Genomic DNA, 15,213 nt, shown 5'->3' with positions numbered 1-15,213 from the left:
CGAGGCGGAAGTAAGGTCCCATGACATCCTTAAAGCCGCTGCCGCCCTTTTCGTATTTGTAGTTGAGGTTCTGGTGAGCTGCTACACCCTCGGTAGCGCCTGTAACTTCGACATCATTGCCGCCCTGGCTGTCATTGTTATTATTATTGTTGTCGTTCTGCTGACCCCAAGGCCAACCCCACTGGTTGTTGTTATTGTTGTCGTTATTATTGTTATTGTTGGTCTGCTGTGTATCCTCAGCGCCTGTGGTTACGGTAACGCTCTTTACGTTAGCCTGACCGTTTGATCTGTAACCCTCGATGTTAAGAGATACCTCATAAAGTGTACCTGACATATCAAGGCCTGACTGTGACCATGCATCAAAGTGCTTGGATACATCAATCGTGCCTTTCATGTAGTTTGTTGTATTGTTAGCTGAACCGCTCCGCTGACGGATGCTCCAGTACTGCGGGAATGTTGCTGTACCGTCGAGAGAAGGCTGATTGTAACGCATTGTCTTGCAGATATCGTATGTATTGCCGTTAAGACTTACAGTACCCTTTCTCTCAGCTCCGTCTCCGGGTGGACGCCAGTCGCCCCAGCCTTCAACGATATAATACTCCATAAGAGGATTTCTTGTCCATCCGTAAACGCACATATAAGAATTTCCTCTTGGTGTGTACTCAACATCATATGTAAGAACTATGTTTCCGAAAGCCTTGTAGTTCTTCTTCTGGCTGTCGAAGTTCTTGCCCATACGAGCCAGGAAGTTTTCAATGCCGCTCCATGAGCAGGTGAAGGAACCTGCGCTTGGATTCATTGAAGCCTGACCTGTATAATTCTGATTCCACATCTCATAATCATAGCCGCCGATGTTTCCTCTTACCTGCTGGTCAGCACCGTGTACTACTGCGGGTACGGAAGGAACACTTGCAGCGATCATAACAGCGGTCGTGCCTGCGCTGACGATCTTCTTGAAGATGCTCTTTTTCATGTCGATCATTCCTCACTTTCCAAGTATGTGATTTTTCATCCTTTTCGCTCGGGAAAAGCACACAAGCTCCATAGTGCTCATGAGTCCCTCCTTTTCCCTTGCTCTTGTATTCATTTTATTACATTTCTATGAACATTACAAGTCAATTCTTGCTAACAATAAAAACCCTTGCTCATTTTTTGCTCTTTTTGCACATTTTAGCTTGCTTATTCGTGCGTTTTTTATGCATTCTCTATTTTTCGTTATATTTCCACACTTTTTCATGCCGCTGATTGTCGAAAATTATAGCACTATTGTGCTAACGCTTTAGCACAGCAGCTTGATAGAAACGATTTTACGCCTCTTTTTTCCATATACGATATGTAATCATAATTTTACAAAATACTACCTGAATTCTCAGAATACCGTATTGTCTGACCACTTTTGCCTCCTCGGAAAAATTGTTCGGCACTTCATTTTTACCCGCCATTATCGGTGTGCACAAAAATGCAGTCCATTTCATGTAACTTCCTACAAAAATCATTTTTCCCCTTTATTTTTTATTGAAAAAGTACTATAATAAATGTAGACGTATATGTTTTTGATATACCAAAATGCTGTAAAGAGGGGATATGCCATATGGATAGCGGCAAAACGAAAAAGATCGTCGTTGTGGTCTCTGGTCTTGACGAAGAATATCAGTATAATATATTCAGAGGTATCAATACTTTCGCTTATGCACACAATATGAACATCTCCTATGTTGCGGGCTTCGGCGGAATGGTCGGAAGCACGACCTTTGACCTCGGCGAAAGCAGTATATATAATCTTATCGACTATACTCAGTTTGACGGAGCGCTCCTCATGACCAACACCTTCGGAGACACTGAAATGAGATACCGCATTTTCAGCCGTGTTCTCGCCGCAAAAATTCCTGCGGTCGTTTTCGAGAGCCGTGAAAATCCCGAATTCTACGATATCAGTATCGACAACTTCGGCGTCATGAAAACTCTTGTCAACCACATAATACAGCACCACGGTGCAAAAGTGATAAACTATGTTTCGGGACCTCTCGGCAACCCCGAGGGCAAGGCAAGATACGACGCTTTCATCAGCGCAATGGAAGAAAACGGTCTTACCGTTGATGAAAAGCGTGTTTTCTACGGAGATTTCAAGAGCTACGACGGAAAGCTCGCTGTTGACGAGTTCGCCGCATCAGGACTTGAGCTCCCCGACGCCTTCATATGTGCCAACGACAGTATGGCGCTTACAGTTGCGTCCTCTTTGGACAAGCTGGGATACAAGGTCCCCGATGAGGTCATGGTAACAGGCTTTGACAATACCTTCAGCGCCCGTAACTCCACGCCATCCATCACCTCGGTCAAGAGACCTCTCTACCTTGCAGGCGAAAAGGCTGCACAGATGATATATAATGTAATAGAGGGACTTCCTCAGGAACGCAGCGTCATACTTGACGCAGAGCCCTCCTACTCCGAGAGCTGCGGCTGCAAAAATGACAGCAACGATGACCTCAGGGAGTACAAAAAGCTCACATACCGCAAATCCGAGGATACCAACAACAATATCCACATGATAAACCGCCTTACCGCAGGACTTGCCGAGGCTACTCAGCCTTCCGAATTCTTCAGCGTCATCAGCTCCCTCATAGGTGAGCTTGACTGTGAAAAGTTCTCCCTCTGTCTCTGCGAGGACTGGCAGGAAGCCTTCCCTACGGCTTCATCGGCACTTGTACAGAATACCTACTCCGAATATATGACAGCTCCCCTCATATGGGACAAGGGCAAACGCAGGAGCGTAAGCTACTTCCCCAGCAGGAATATGTTCCCCGAGGGCTTTGAACAGCGCGGCTGCGTAAACTATTTCCTGCCGCTGCATTTCAGCGAGCGCTGTCTCGGATACTATATCTTCACAAACAGCGAATTCCCTACATACAGTCTGCTGTGCCACACCCTTTCAATGGTGCTGAGCAACTCGCTGGAAAATATCCGCAAACTCACGCACCTCAACAAGGCTATGGACGAGCTCAACCGCCTGTACGTCATCGACCAGCTCTGCAATATCTATAACCGCAACGGCTTTATAAATATCGCCGACGATATGTTCAAGGAGTGTATCGCAAAGGGCAGTCAGATAATGATAAGCTTCATAGATATGGACGGCCTTAAGTTCATCAACGACAACTACGGACACAATGAGGGAGATTTCGCAATACAGCGCATAGCGAGCATAATACACAACTGCTGCGAAAAGGACTGCATATGCGCCCGCTTCGGCGGTGACGAATTCGTATATTTCAGTCCCAACGCCACAGAAAGTGACGCCGCGACGCTGGCGCGGAAGATAAATATGGCTCTCGACAACATCAACAAGCTTCTTCAGAAGCCCTATACCATATCAGCAAGTATAGGAAGCGTTGTCACAGTTGCCAAGGAGGGCGACACGCTTTACAGTATCGTAAAGCTCGCCGACGATAAGATGTATGAAGTAAAAAAATTAAAGAAAAATGCGCGTAAATCGGAAAGGATCTGAATTGGGGGAAAAGCCGCTGCAATAAGCAGCGGCTTTTCTACGCCTTTCTGAAACCTACGCACTGCACCGCAGCTATAGGATTGTCTTTTTCGTCCCTGATCTCAACATTGTAGCAGCATATCGTCCTGCCGTCCTTTACGAGCCTTGCTTCCGCGATAATACGCTCCGTTTTCGGCACTCCTATGAAGGAAGCGTCACAGTTCAGCCCCACAACGCCTCCCTGCTGCCAGTTTGAAGCGACAGCAAAGGCGAAATCCGCAAGAGTGAAGTAAACTCCGCCCATTACTCCGCCCACAGCGTTTTTATGATGTTCGTTCAAAACAAGGCTGACCTTTGCGTAATGGTCGCCGAGATCGTCTATGACCGCTCCCATTTCCGTGGCAAAGCGGTCATTTTTAAATATTTCGCGTACCTTTTCAAGTGTTTCTTTATCTGCCATAATTTATCTCCTGCTTTCGTATTCATCTCTCAGCACCGAGAAGTAAAGTCTGCCCACATACTGACCGTTCATATAGAAATAATCCCTGAGAGTGCCCTCGTAGGTCAGTCCGCACTTCTCGATGACTCTTTTTGACTTTGCATTTATGGTCTTTGTGCAGATCTGGACCTTATGCAGGTTCATTTTATCAAATCCGAAGGCTATCACAGCCTTTGCAGCTTCCGTAGCATAGCCCCTGCACTGGAACTCCTCACCTATGCAGTACTCTATCTCAGCAAAGTGGTTCTTGCTGTCAACGAGGAAATATGCTATCTGACCTATGCACTCCCCTGCTTCCTTGCCTATTATCGCCCAGCGGTAATAGTCCTCGCGTTCATAATTGCAGATGTACTTGTCAAGGAGTCCGTTGACCTCTTCTTTTGTGCGGTATGTAGGCTCGGAGTACATCATCTGCACCTTTTCGTCGCTTGCCCAGTTTTTGAATGCCGCATCACAGTCGGTATATTCAAATCGTCTGAGTATGAGCCTTTCGGTCTCTATCGTCTGTGTTCCTGTATGTGTAAGCATTATCATCTCTCCTAAAAGATATCCCCTGACATAGAAGCTATATCAGGGGAATTGTGTCTTATACCAGTTTTGCCATATCATAAAGTCCTGCGGGCTGGTCCTTAAGGAAAAGCGCCGCATTTATAGCTCCCTCAGCGAAAACGCTCTTGGAAGCCGCCGAATGTGAAAGTGTAAGCACTTCATCGTGGCCTGCAAATATAACATCATGCTCGCCTACGATAGTGCCGCCGCGGATAGAATGCATGCCTATCTCGGTCTTTTCGCGCTTCTGACGGCGTGAATGGCGGTCGTAAACGAAATGCTTTGAATTGTCAAGAGTCTCGTTTATAGCGTCGGCAAGCATTATGGCAGTACCGCTGGGAGCGTCCACCTTCTGATTGTGATGCTTTTCCACTATCTCGATGTCGAACTGATCGCCGAGTATAGAAGCGGCCTTCTTCGCAAGCTGAACAAGGAGATTGACACCGAGCGACATATTAAAAGTAAAAAATACCGGGATATGCTGTGCCGCCGACTTTATCTTGGCTGTCTGAGCCTCGTTGTAGCCTGTAGAACCGATAACTACGGGAGTACCTGTTGACATACAGTATTCGATAAGTCCGTCAAGTACCGCAGGATTTGAGAAATCAATGATAACATCAGGCTTTACGGGAAGCTGTGCAGGAGTTTCAACGATTGGGAAATCCGCATACTGCGCGGTATACATATCTATACCTGCAACTACCTCGCAGTCCTCGCGCTCCTTGATGCAGTTGTAGATCGTTTTGCCCATTTTTCCGTTAGCGCCGCAAATTGCTATATTTGTCATAATTTACACTTCCTTTTTATTAATTCGTAATGAGAAAATCAGGAATTTGGAATAAATGTGTCCCTGACGGAACGGATATCAATTCCGAATTACGCATTATTTAATGAGTCCGTGCTTTGCAAGTGTAGCTCTGAGCTTAGCCCTGTGCTCGTCGGTCATCTCGCAGAGAGGCAGGCGGCAGGGACCTGCGTTCCAGCCGACCATGTTCATAGCTTCCTTGACGGGGATAGGATTTACCTCTATGAACAGATCGTTTATGATATCAAGGTACTTTAACTGGAGCTTCATAGCCTCAGCAAAGTTGTTATCGAGGCAAAGCTGCACCATATCGTGCATCTCCTTTGGGATAACGTGAGAAGCTACGGAAATGACGCCCTTTCCACCGAGAGACATAACAGGGACTACCATATCGTCATTGCCGCTGTATATGTCTATATCATTGCCGCACTCGGCAGCTATCTTTGCAACATAGCTGATATTGCCGCTTGCTTCCTTTATAGCGGCGATGTTCCTGTGTTTTGCAAGTTCCTTGACAGTGGCAACGTCAAAGCCGCAGCCTGTTCTGCTGGGAACATTGTAAAGGATTATCGGGATATTTACAGCGTCGGCTATTGCTGTAAAGTGAGCGATAAGTCCCTTCTGAGTAGCCTTGTTGTAGTAAGGCGTTACATGGAGGAGCGCGTCTGCACCTGCTGCTTCAGCTTCCTTTGAAAGCTCCACAGCGTAGTGTGTATCGTTGCTGCCTGCGCCTGCAATAACAGGGACTCTGCCTGCAACGTGCTTTACGGCGAACTTGATGCAGTCGCGGTGCTCGTCGTCGGTCATGGTAGCGGACTCGCCTGTAGTACCGCAGATAACCACAGCGTCAGTTCCCTTTGCGATCTGGTCGTCGATAACGCGGCCGAGCTCGTCGTAGTTTATAGAACCGTCGGCGTTCATTGGTGTAATTATTGCAATTGCCGCACCGGTAAAAATAGTGTTCTTCATAGCTATTTTCCTTTCATAAAATAGAATGTCCTGAATGGGACGTCGAGGGCGGCGTTCCCTACATTTATGCCGCGAAGCTTAATCAAAGTATCCTTTAGCTGCAAGAAGCTCGGCAAGAAGCACGCCGCCGCCTGCTGCACCTCTTAATGTATTATGTGAGAGGCATACGAACTTGTAGTCGTACTGCGTATCCTCTCTCAGTCTGCCTGTTGAAACTGCCATACCGCCTTCGAGGTTCCTGTCAAGCTTAGCCTGCGGACGGTCGTTCTCCTCAAAGTAGTGTATGAACTGCTTCGGAGCGCTGGGGAGCTCAAGCTCCTGAGGAACGCCCTTGAAATCAGCCCACAGCTTGAGTATCTCTTCCTTTGAAGGCTTGTTCTCGAAGCTTACAAAAACAGCAGCCGTATGTCCGTCTGAAACAGGAACACGGAGACACTGAGTCGTGATATTGGGAACTGTTGCCTTAACGATCTCATTGCCCCTGATCTCGCCCCATACCTTGAGAGGCTCCTGCTCGGACTTCTCCTCCTCGCCGCCGATATAAGGGATAAGGTTATCCACCATTTCAGGCCATGTCTCGAAGTTCTTGCCTGCGCCCGATATTGCCTGATATGTGCAGGCAAGCACATTCTTCAGACCGAACTTTCTGAGCGGGTGAAGTGCGGGAACATAGCTCTGTATAGAGCAGTTTGACTTTACAGCGATAAATCCTCTCTTTGTGCCGAGGCGCTGACGCTGAGCCTTGATTATCTCGATGTGCTCGGGATTTATCTCCGGAACTACCATAGGAACATCGGGAGTAAATCTGTGAGCGGAGTTATTTGAAACGATAGGGCACTCAGCCTTGGCGTAAGCCTCTTCAAGAGCCTTTATCTCGTCCTTTTTCATATCAACGGCACAGAAGCAGAAATCCACCATGCCTGCGATCTTCTCGATATCGCCCGTAGCGTCCATAAGGACCATATCCTTCATGGAAGCGGGCATGGGAACTGCCATCTTCCAGCGGCTTCCGGCAGCCTCCTCATATGTCTGACCTGCACTTCTCGGTGAAGCAGCCAGCACCTTTACATTGAACCACGGGTGATTTTCGAGCAGTGTTGCAAAACGCTGTCCGACCATGCCCGTAGCGCCTATAATACCAACATTATACTGTTTCATATTTACCTCTCCTTAATAAAAATTTGCAGAAAATAATAAAAACCGGTTGCAAACCGGCTCATCATGCGTTATAATAGAAATGTTGACATATCATATACGAATATGCCGATAGCTCTCCATCAAAAGCATGATGACAGCTGTAAGCCTGTTGAGCATACAGCCAGAGCTGAATTTACCAAAGACAGCTCTTCGGCGGCATTGCCTTTCGCTGTACACCATAGGACAGGTGATCCCGTGCACAGGTACTTTTCGCAGCCGCGCCTCTACCTTGTAACTATAATATCACTTTAGCGGCGTGTTGTCAACAGTTTTCGGAAATTTTACAAAAATTATTTGAAAGGACGGCAGCCATGAGTATCCTCACTGATACAGAAGAGGTCCTTTTCGGGATGAAAAATGAAAAATACGCTGTATTTATGCAGAAGCTCGTTCCTGACCACAGCACTGACCACTTCATCGGCATAAAAACTCCCGAGTTGAAGAAGCTTGCCAAGGAAATGCGGAAGCGCAGTGATACTGATGAATTTCTCTGTGAGCTGCCGCACAGATATTTTGAGGAGGACCAGCTCCATGCTTTCATCACATCGGAGGAGAAGGACTTTTCACGCTGTATCATGCTGACAGAAGCCTTTTTGCCATATGTTGACAACTGGGCGACATGTGACCAGCTTTGTCCGAAGGTTTTCGCAAAGCACCGCAGTGAGCTTATCCCCTATGTGGATAAATGGATAAGCTCGGGGCTCACCTACAGTATCAGATTTGCCATAGGCGTACTGATGCGGCATTTTCTCGGCGAAAGCTTTCTCACTGAATATGCTGACAAAGTTACAGCGGTCATTTCAGATGAGTATTACATAAATATGATGCGTGCGTGGTACTTTGCAACGGCACTTGCCAAGAATTACGATGAGGTGATTCCTTACATTGAGCAGAAGTGCCTTGATAAGTGGACTCACAACAAGACCATACAGAAGGCTGTTGAGAGCTTCCGCGTTTCGGATGAGCACAAGCAGTACCTCCGCACTCTGAAAATAAAAGGAGAATAAAATTGGAACTTCTTAAATCGGATTTTTACTATGAGCTTCCCGAGGAGCTCATTGCGCAGACTCCCATAGAGCCGCGAAATGCCTCACGCATGATGTGTGTTGACCGTAAGACGGGAGCAATAACCCACGACCACTTCTATAATCTATGCGGCCACCTGAAAGAAGGTGACCTGCTGGTAATGAACGACTCGCGTGTTATTCCCGCAAGGCTCTACGGCGAGAAAATAGACAACCAGACCTTTATCGAGTTTCTGCTACTTGAGCAGAAGGGCGACAAGCTCTGGGAGATAATATGCCGTCCAGGCAAGAAAGCCAAGGTCGGAACACGCTTTTCATTCGGAAACGGCAGGCTCATTGCCGAAGTCGCTGAGGTCAAGAACGACGGAAACCGTATCGTACAGTTCCAATGTGAGGGCAACTTCTTTACAGCCCTCGAGGACGTGGGACAGATGCCTCTCCCCCCTTATATAAAGGAAAAGCTGGAGAACCGCGAGCGCTATCAGACGGTATACTCACGGGAGCTCGGCTCTGCGGCGGCTCCCACGGCAGGACTTCACTTTACTCCCGAAATGCTTGACGATCTTCGCGCAAGAGGCATAAAGACAGCATTTGTGACGCTCCATGTGGGACTGGGTACCTTCCGTCCCGTAAAAGAGGACAACGTCCTCGACCACAAAATGCACAGTGAGCACTACTATCTCCCGAAGGAGACTGCCGACCTGATAAATGAGACAAAGAAAAACGGCGGCCGGGTCATCGCCGTCGGCACCACTACCTGCCGTACTCTTGAGAGCGTAGCCTCTTTTTACGGAAATATTTCCGAGCATGAGGGATATACCGACATTTTTATCTATCCGTCGTATGAATTCAAGTGCATAGACGGACTGATAACCAATTTCCACCTGCCCGAAAGCACACTGATAATGCTGGTATCAGCTTTCATGGGCTATGAAAACACAATGAACGCATATAAGACCGCTGTTGAGGAGCGCTACCGCTTCTTCAGCTTCGGAGACAGTATGTGCATATTATAAAATAACTTAGCCAAGGAGTTTAAATGAAAATGAACGATATTGATCTTTATGATTTTTTCAGAGGGATAATAGATTCGGAGGAAGGACCTATAGTCCTTTGCAGCCTTGATTACAGGATAATATACGAAAATCCCGCCGCCATAAAGTATTACGCCCCCGTTTCCCCCATGACAGGCAGACTTCTCTCCACGCTTATGGACGAGGAAATGATGAGCAAGGTAGTAATGAGCGTGGAATGGTTCAAGGAGGATACCAAGAACAACAGGGTATTTGCGCTCCATGACAAGAAAAACAATATGGATATGTACATACTTGCAATAAGGAACACAAATGGAGAGCTTATCGGCTTCTACGGACGCCGCGAGGACAGGAACCCCGATCAGGGCAAGGAATTCGACCTTGACTGACATTACCCCTATCACATAAAGGAGAAGCTATGTTCAAACTTCTTAAAACAGACAAAAAAGCCCGCAGAGGTACTTTTGAGACCGTTCACGGCACTTTTCAGACCCCCTGCTTCATGAACGTGGGAACTGCCGCAGCCATAAAGGGCGGTATTTCCTCTGTTGACCTGAAAGGTCTGAAAACTCAGGTGGAGCTCTGCAATACCTATCACCTTCACCTCCGCCCGGGAGACCATGTTGTAAAGCAGATGGGCGGACTTCATAAGTTCATGAACTGGGACAAGCCCATTCTCACGGACAGCGGCGGATTTCAGGTGTTCTCGCTTGCTCAGCTGCGTAAAATAAAGGAAGAGGGAGTATACTTTGCCTCACATATCGACGGTCACAGGATCTTCATGGGTCCCGAGGAGAGTATGCAGATACAGTCAAATCTTGCCTCGACTATCGCTATGGCTTTCGATGAATGTATAGAAAACCCGTCACCGTACAAGTATGTTGCGGATTCCATAGAGCGAACCACCCGCTGGCTCATACGCTGCAAGGAGGAAATGGCAAGGCTCAACAGCCTCCCCGACACTATAAATAAGGAGCAGCTCCTTTTCGGCATAAATCAGGGCTCCACCTTTGACGACCTGCGTATAAAGCATATGGAGGACATTGCAAAGCTCGACCTTGACGGCTACGCTATCGGCGGACTTGCCGTAGGCGAGGAGACCGAGGAGATGTACCGCATAATCGACGTCGTAGAACCGTATATGCCCGTGAATAAGCCGAGATATCTCATGGGAGTTGGTACTCCCTCCAATATAATCGAAGCCGTTGCCCGCGGAGTGGATATGTTCGACTGCGTAATGCCGAGCCGAAACGCCCGTCACGCAACAGTTTTCACATGGAGCGGAATAATGCACCTCAGCAATAAGTGCTACGAGACCGATCCCCGCCCCGTGGACGAGCAGTGTGACTGCCCCACCTGCCGCAATTTCAGCAGAGCCTACATACGCCACCTTTTCAAGGCGAACGAACAGCTTGCAGGCAGACTTGCGGTGCAGCACAACCTTTATTTCTACAATACCCTTACCGAAAAGATAAGAGAAGCCATTGACGAGGACCGCTTCGAGCAGTTCCGCGGAAAATATTCCGGGCTTCTTGCCACAAGGATATAATAACGGCTTTTGCCGATAATCGGACGGAGTTTATATGAATACGATCTTGTTTTTACTTATGCTTGCGGTCTCTGTCGCTGTGACCGCTGTTTTTCTTCATGAAATGCAAAGGGACCTCAGCAGCTCTGAAAAGCCAGCGAAAAAGGTCACGGCGGTACAGACAGCCGCCCGCTGCGCGGCTGTATTCCTTGTATTTGCCGCAGCTGCCGAAGCCCTCGGTATTTTCTGCATCAAAGAATACAAGGGAGCATTCCTGCTTCTCGGCGGCATGGCAGGTCTTTCGCTGCTCACCTGCATACTCAACAAAAAGCGCGGATATAAGCTCGCCCTTACTGCGGTAAAGGCGCTCCTTGCCGCAGCTGTTTTCGAGGTGACACTGTTCAATATCCCCACATACCGCCTGTGGTTCGGAGATTACGGCGAGATGTACTTCACGGCGCAGGAGTGTAAAAGGACCGAAAACGTCCTTTACCGCGCCGAAGAGAACGATATAGTCGTACAGGGAAATCATACGGCTGTATTCAGATTTGACGATATAGACGAGGAAGTTGCCGATGTGTATATCGACCTCGAATGTGCTCAGACCACAAAGGGCGCCCTTGTAAACATAGATTCTATGGACGAGACCAATGCCTATGAATACCGTGAGGGTATGGTCGGAGGTCATCTTATAGCCGACGGCAAGCCCCATTCACAGTACATACAGCTCCACCTTTCGGGTGCTGTCAGCAGTCTTAAAATAGCAGTTTTCCCCCTTGACAACGGTATCATCAACATCAGGGGCATAGGCTTCAACAGTCAGATACCCATGAGCATCTCATGGATGAGGCTTCTTCTCATCGTATTCGCAGTATGCCTTGCAAGGTTCATGCTTTACAGCAAAACAGCGGAAAAGAGCTTCTCCGACAGCAGAAGGCTGTGCCGCACAGCATCCGTTATTATCACGGATATCGCCTGTATAGCCGCTGTCCTCGTCACCTTCGTAAAGCTCGATAACTACTCTATCATCGACATAATGAAACGCCCTTCGGGCAATCAGATGACGCAGGAGCTCGTTGAAGCATTTGAAAACGGCAGCACACGGATCCTCGATGAGCCTACGGAGGAGCTCAAAAGCCTCCCCAATCCCTATACGGGTGACGCCCGCGACAAGGCAGAGCTCAAATACAAGTGGGATCATGTATACTATAACGGACATTACTACAGCTATTACGGAATAGCGCCTGTTGTACTGATTTTCCTGCCATATCATGCGCTTACGGGCTATTACTTTCCCGATTCACTGGCTGTGCTTTTATTTGCCATAATCGGCATTATCGGACTTACCAAGCTGTATATGGAATTCCTGAAAAGGCTCTTTCCGAAAACAACGGCAGGACTTGCCATATGCGGACTTATCATAATACAGACCGTAAGCGGCATCTGGTTCAGCATAGGACGTCCCGCATTCTATGAGATAGCAATGGCGGCAGGCTTTGCCACCCTGACGTGGGCGGTATATTTCATGCTGTCCGCAGGGATAATAGGCACAGAAAAGCCAAAGCTTTCCCGTACTGCTGTTTCTTCCCTGCTTTTCGCCATAGCCGTGCTTTGCAGACCTACTCTCGTGCTTTACTGCATAACAGCAGCTCTGTTCATGCTCATGGCGCTCCCGAGAGTAAAGGCTCCGGACAAAAATGCAGGCAAAAAGACCTCAAAGGGCGGAGCTTTCCGCTATCTGCTCTGTGCTATACTCCCCATGGCATGTATAGGACTTGTTCAAATGTGGTACAACTTCGACCGCTTCGGCAATCCCTTTGAATTCGGAATACAGTACTCGCTGACAATAAACGACTTCACAAAAACGCAGTTCCACAGCCGCCTTTCACTGATACCCGTATACAACTACTTCTTCAATCCCCCTGTATTCTCGGCAAAGTATCCCATAATCAGCACTGAGTTCCAGTCAATGGACGCAGGCGGCTTCTTCTACTATGACTTCCCGTCAACGTGTAATACCTCGGGACTTTTCTTCCTTGCGCTGCCCATGTTCGCGTATCTGCTCTCGTTCAGAGCTCTGAAAAAGATGGACGGCAGGAAGAAAAAGCTTGCCGCTGCGGTATATATAGCTCTGCCGTGTTTGCTCATACCCTTCGGCATAGTTGCTTCCGTATGGGAGAGCGGCTACGCAGTGCGCTATATGGCAGATTTCGCATGGCAGTCGCTGCTCGGAGCGTTTGCGGTACTGTTCTTCCTATGTAACAAAACAAAGGACCCGACAAAGAAAAGGTTCGTAAACGTATTCATGTGCTTTGCGGTAATGTGGGCACTCATAGTCGGCGGCGTACAGGAGTTCAATCAGGCGTTCCGATATGACGTATACGAAAGACCTTTCCCCGAAATGGCTTATGAGGTCCAGCGTATGTTCGCCTTCTGGACATGATGTACTATGTATATATGATAAAATGCGAGGGAGATATGCTGTACACGGGCATTACCAACGATATTGACCGCCGTATGGACGAGCATTTCGGCAGGACGGAAAAATGCGCGAAGTTCACCCGCTCTCACAGGGCGCAGTCCCTTGAAGCGCTGTGGAGCTGTGAGAGCCGCAGTACCGCTTCAAAGCTCGAATACCGCATAAAACAGCTGTCAAAGGCTCAGAAGCTCAGACTTATCGCCGACAATGACCTTTTTCCCGAGCTTTTCGGCGAGGAGCTCTCAAAGCTCTTCCACCGTGAAAAGATCTGATAAGGAGTACCCTATGTACGAAAACAAAACTGAAGAGCGTCCTGTAAAAACAGTGCTCGCCTGTGTGGATACAGGCGAATTCGACGCAGAAGCTTCAATAGACGAGCTTTCAGAGCTGGCTGCCACTGCAAATGCAGAGGTAGTCGGCTCTGTTATACAGAAACGCCCCACCTTTGACCCTGCCACCTGCATGGGCGCAGGCAGGCTCGGGGAACTGAAGGAGCAGCTTGACACCCTCGAAGCCGAGCTGGTCATCTTCGACCATGAGCTGACGGGAGTACAGGTGCGTAATATCGAAAATATCCTCGATGTCCGCGTAATAGACAGAACTACCCTTATACTTGACATATTCGCTCAGAGAGCACGTACAAAGGAAGGAAAATTACAGGTCGAGCTCGCCCAGCAGAAGTATCGTCTGCCGCGGCTCACGGGCATGGGTACTTCCCTTTCGAGGCTCGGCGGCGGTATAGGTACAAGAGGTCCCGGTGAGACCAAGCTGGAGACCGACAAAAGACATATCCGAAAGCGCATAAGCTACCTTGAAGCGGAACTTGAGGAGCTGAAAAAGCACCGTAATTTCTCACGCTCCCGCCGCAAAAAGGACGGAGTTCTGTGTGCGGCTATAGTAGGCTATACCAACGTCGGCAAGTCAACTCTGCTGAACGCTCTGACAGATGCGGGGGTTCTTGCGGAAAACAAGCTCTTTGCAACACTTGATATCACATCAAGGGCTATCGAGCTCCCCGACGGCAGGAGCGTTATGCTCATAGACACGGTCGGACTGATAAGGCGGCTCCCCCATAATCTCGTCGAGGCGTTCAAGTCTACTCTTGAAGAGGCAGCTGCTGCGGATATAATCCTCAACGTGCAGGACCTCTCCTCCCCCGAGATAAAGGAACAGGCAGAAGTAACGGCAGAGCTTCTAAACGAGCTGGGCTGCGAGGGCATACCGCAGATATATGTCATGAACAAGGCAGATGCCGCGCCCTTTACGGATACTGTATTTGAGGACGACAATACTGTTATGATAAGCGCTAAGGAGCGCACGGGCTTTGACAGGCTTCTTAAATGCATAATGAAAAATCTCCCCGAGACCGCCAAGCGCATGAAGCTGCTCATTCCCTACGATAAGGGAGCTTTTCTCGGGAAAGTCCGTCAGGACGGCAAGATATTCTCGGAGGAATACGCCGAAAACGGAACTCTCATCGACGCACTTGTGGACGTAAAGCTCATTAAGGAAGCCGAAATATACAAGGTATGAGTGTCCGTTTATGAAAACTCGTTGACATTAACCATTAAAAAGGATATAATCTAAGTAAGATAAATCAAAATTTACGCATTGATTACGCCAACCCAAAAGGAAGGGATTCCAAAG

The 15,213-nt window shown here is 48.2% G+C and carries 14 protein-coding genes and 1 riboswitch; of the genes, 8 read left to right on the top strand and 6 right to left on the bottom strand.

The features are described 5' to 3' along the window. On the bottom strand, positions 1–982 hold a 982-nt coding region (locus tag Q0R37_RS11230), incomplete at its 3' end, for a glycoside hydrolase family 11 protein (protein WP_294754508.1). Positions 983–1,591: 609 nt separating this feature from the next. Here Q0R37_RS11230 and Q0R37_RS11225 point away from each other — a divergent pair. Further along, positions 1,592–3,502 (top strand): GGDEF domain-containing protein, encoded by a 1,911-nt coding sequence (locus Q0R37_RS11225; RefSeq protein ID WP_294754505.1) that lies wholly within the window; start codon positions 1,592–1,594, stop codon positions 3,500–3,502. Positions 3,503–3,539: 37 nt separating this feature from the next. Here Q0R37_RS11225 and Q0R37_RS11220 read toward each other — a convergent pair whose 3' ends face one another. The 5 genes from Q0R37_RS11220 to asd form a co-directional block, all read right to left on the bottom strand. Further along, positions 3,540–3,941, bottom strand: a complete 402-nt coding sequence (locus tag Q0R37_RS11220; protein ID WP_294754504.1) for a PaaI family thioesterase — start codon at positions 3,939–3,941, stop codon at positions 3,540–3,542. 3 nt (positions 3,942–3,944) lie between these two features. Then, complete coding sequence (locus tag Q0R37_RS11215; protein ID WP_294754502.1) at positions 3,945–4,508, bottom strand: GNAT family protein; 564 nt, start codon at positions 4,506–4,508, stop codon at positions 3,945–3,947. 58 nt (positions 4,509–4,566) lie between these two features. Beyond that, positions 4,567–5,316, bottom strand: a complete 750-nt coding sequence (gene dapB, locus Q0R37_RS11210) for a 4-hydroxy-tetrahydrodipicolinate reductase (protein WP_294754500.1) — start codon at positions 5,314–5,316, stop codon at positions 4,567–4,569. A 96-nt stretch (positions 5,317–5,412) separates the two neighbouring features. Next, positions 5,413–6,303, bottom strand: coding sequence for a 4-hydroxy-tetrahydrodipicolinate synthase (dapA, locus tag Q0R37_RS11205; protein WP_294754498.1), 891 nt, complete (start codon positions 6,301–6,303; stop codon positions 5,413–5,415). A 78-nt stretch (positions 6,304–6,381) separates the two neighbouring features. Further along, positions 6,382–7,461 carry an aspartate-semialdehyde dehydrogenase gene (gene asd / locus Q0R37_RS11200; protein WP_294754496.1) on the bottom strand — a complete coding sequence of 360 codons (1,080 nt, stop codon included), beginning with the start codon at positions 7,459–7,461 and terminating at the stop codon, positions 6,382–6,384. Positions 7,462–7,562: 101 nt separating this feature from the next. Beyond that, positions 7,563–7,735, bottom strand: a riboswitch (Lysine riboswitch). 76 nt (positions 7,736–7,811) lie between these two features. Here asd and Q0R37_RS11195 point away from each other — a divergent pair. From Q0R37_RS11195 to hflX, 7 genes are read left to right on the top strand one after another with little or no spacing between them, the layout of a single operon-like run. After that, positions 7,812–8,507: a DNA alkylation repair protein gene (locus Q0R37_RS11195; protein ID WP_294754494.1), complete on the top strand. Its 696-nt coding sequence runs from the start codon at positions 7,812–7,814 to the stop codon at positions 8,505–8,507. 2 nt (positions 8,508–8,509) lie between these two features. After that, positions 8,510–9,541: a tRNA preQ1(34) S-adenosylmethionine ribosyltransferase-isomerase QueA gene (gene queA / locus Q0R37_RS11190; protein ID WP_294754492.1), complete on the top strand. Its 1,032-nt coding sequence runs from the start codon at positions 8,510–8,512 to the stop codon at positions 9,539–9,541. Positions 9,542–9,570: 29 nt separating this feature from the next. Next, on the top strand, positions 9,571–9,948 hold the full coding sequence (locus Q0R37_RS11185; protein WP_294754490.1) for a hypothetical protein: 378 nt from the start codon (positions 9,571–9,573) through the stop codon (positions 9,946–9,948). A 29-nt stretch (positions 9,949–9,977) separates the two neighbouring features. Continuing rightward, a complete protein-coding gene (gene tgt, locus Q0R37_RS11180; RefSeq protein WP_294754488.1) occupies positions 9,978–11,108 on the top strand; it encodes a tRNA guanosine(34) transglycosylase Tgt in 1,131 nt (376 codons plus the stop codon). Positions 11,109–11,142: 34 nt separating this feature from the next. Beyond that, positions 11,143–13,530: a hypothetical protein gene (locus tag Q0R37_RS11175; protein WP_294754486.1), complete on the top strand. Its 2,388-nt coding sequence runs from the start codon at positions 11,143–11,145 to the stop codon at positions 13,528–13,530. Further along, the gene (locus Q0R37_RS11170; protein WP_366517423.1) at positions 13,527–13,838 is read left to right on the top strand and encodes a GIY-YIG nuclease family protein; all 312 of its coding nucleotides are present in this window, start codon (positions 13,527–13,529) and stop codon (positions 13,836–13,838) included. The genes Q0R37_RS11175 and Q0R37_RS11170 overlap by 4 nt, the downstream gene beginning before the upstream one ends. Before the next feature lie 13 nt (positions 13,839–13,851). Then, on the top strand, positions 13,852–15,099 hold the full coding sequence (gene hflX, locus Q0R37_RS11165) for a GTPase HflX (RefSeq protein ID WP_294754482.1): 1,248 nt from the start codon (positions 13,852–13,854) through the stop codon (positions 15,097–15,099). The last annotated feature ends 114 nt before the right edge of the window (positions 15,100–15,213 follow it).

Origin of the sequence: uncultured Ruminococcus sp., from assembly GCF_946415235.1 — a bacterium.
GTDB lineage: Bacteria > Bacillota > Clostridia > Oscillospirales > Ruminococcaceae > Ruminococcus.
This window is presented reverse-complemented; position numbering and strand designations above follow the sequence as displayed.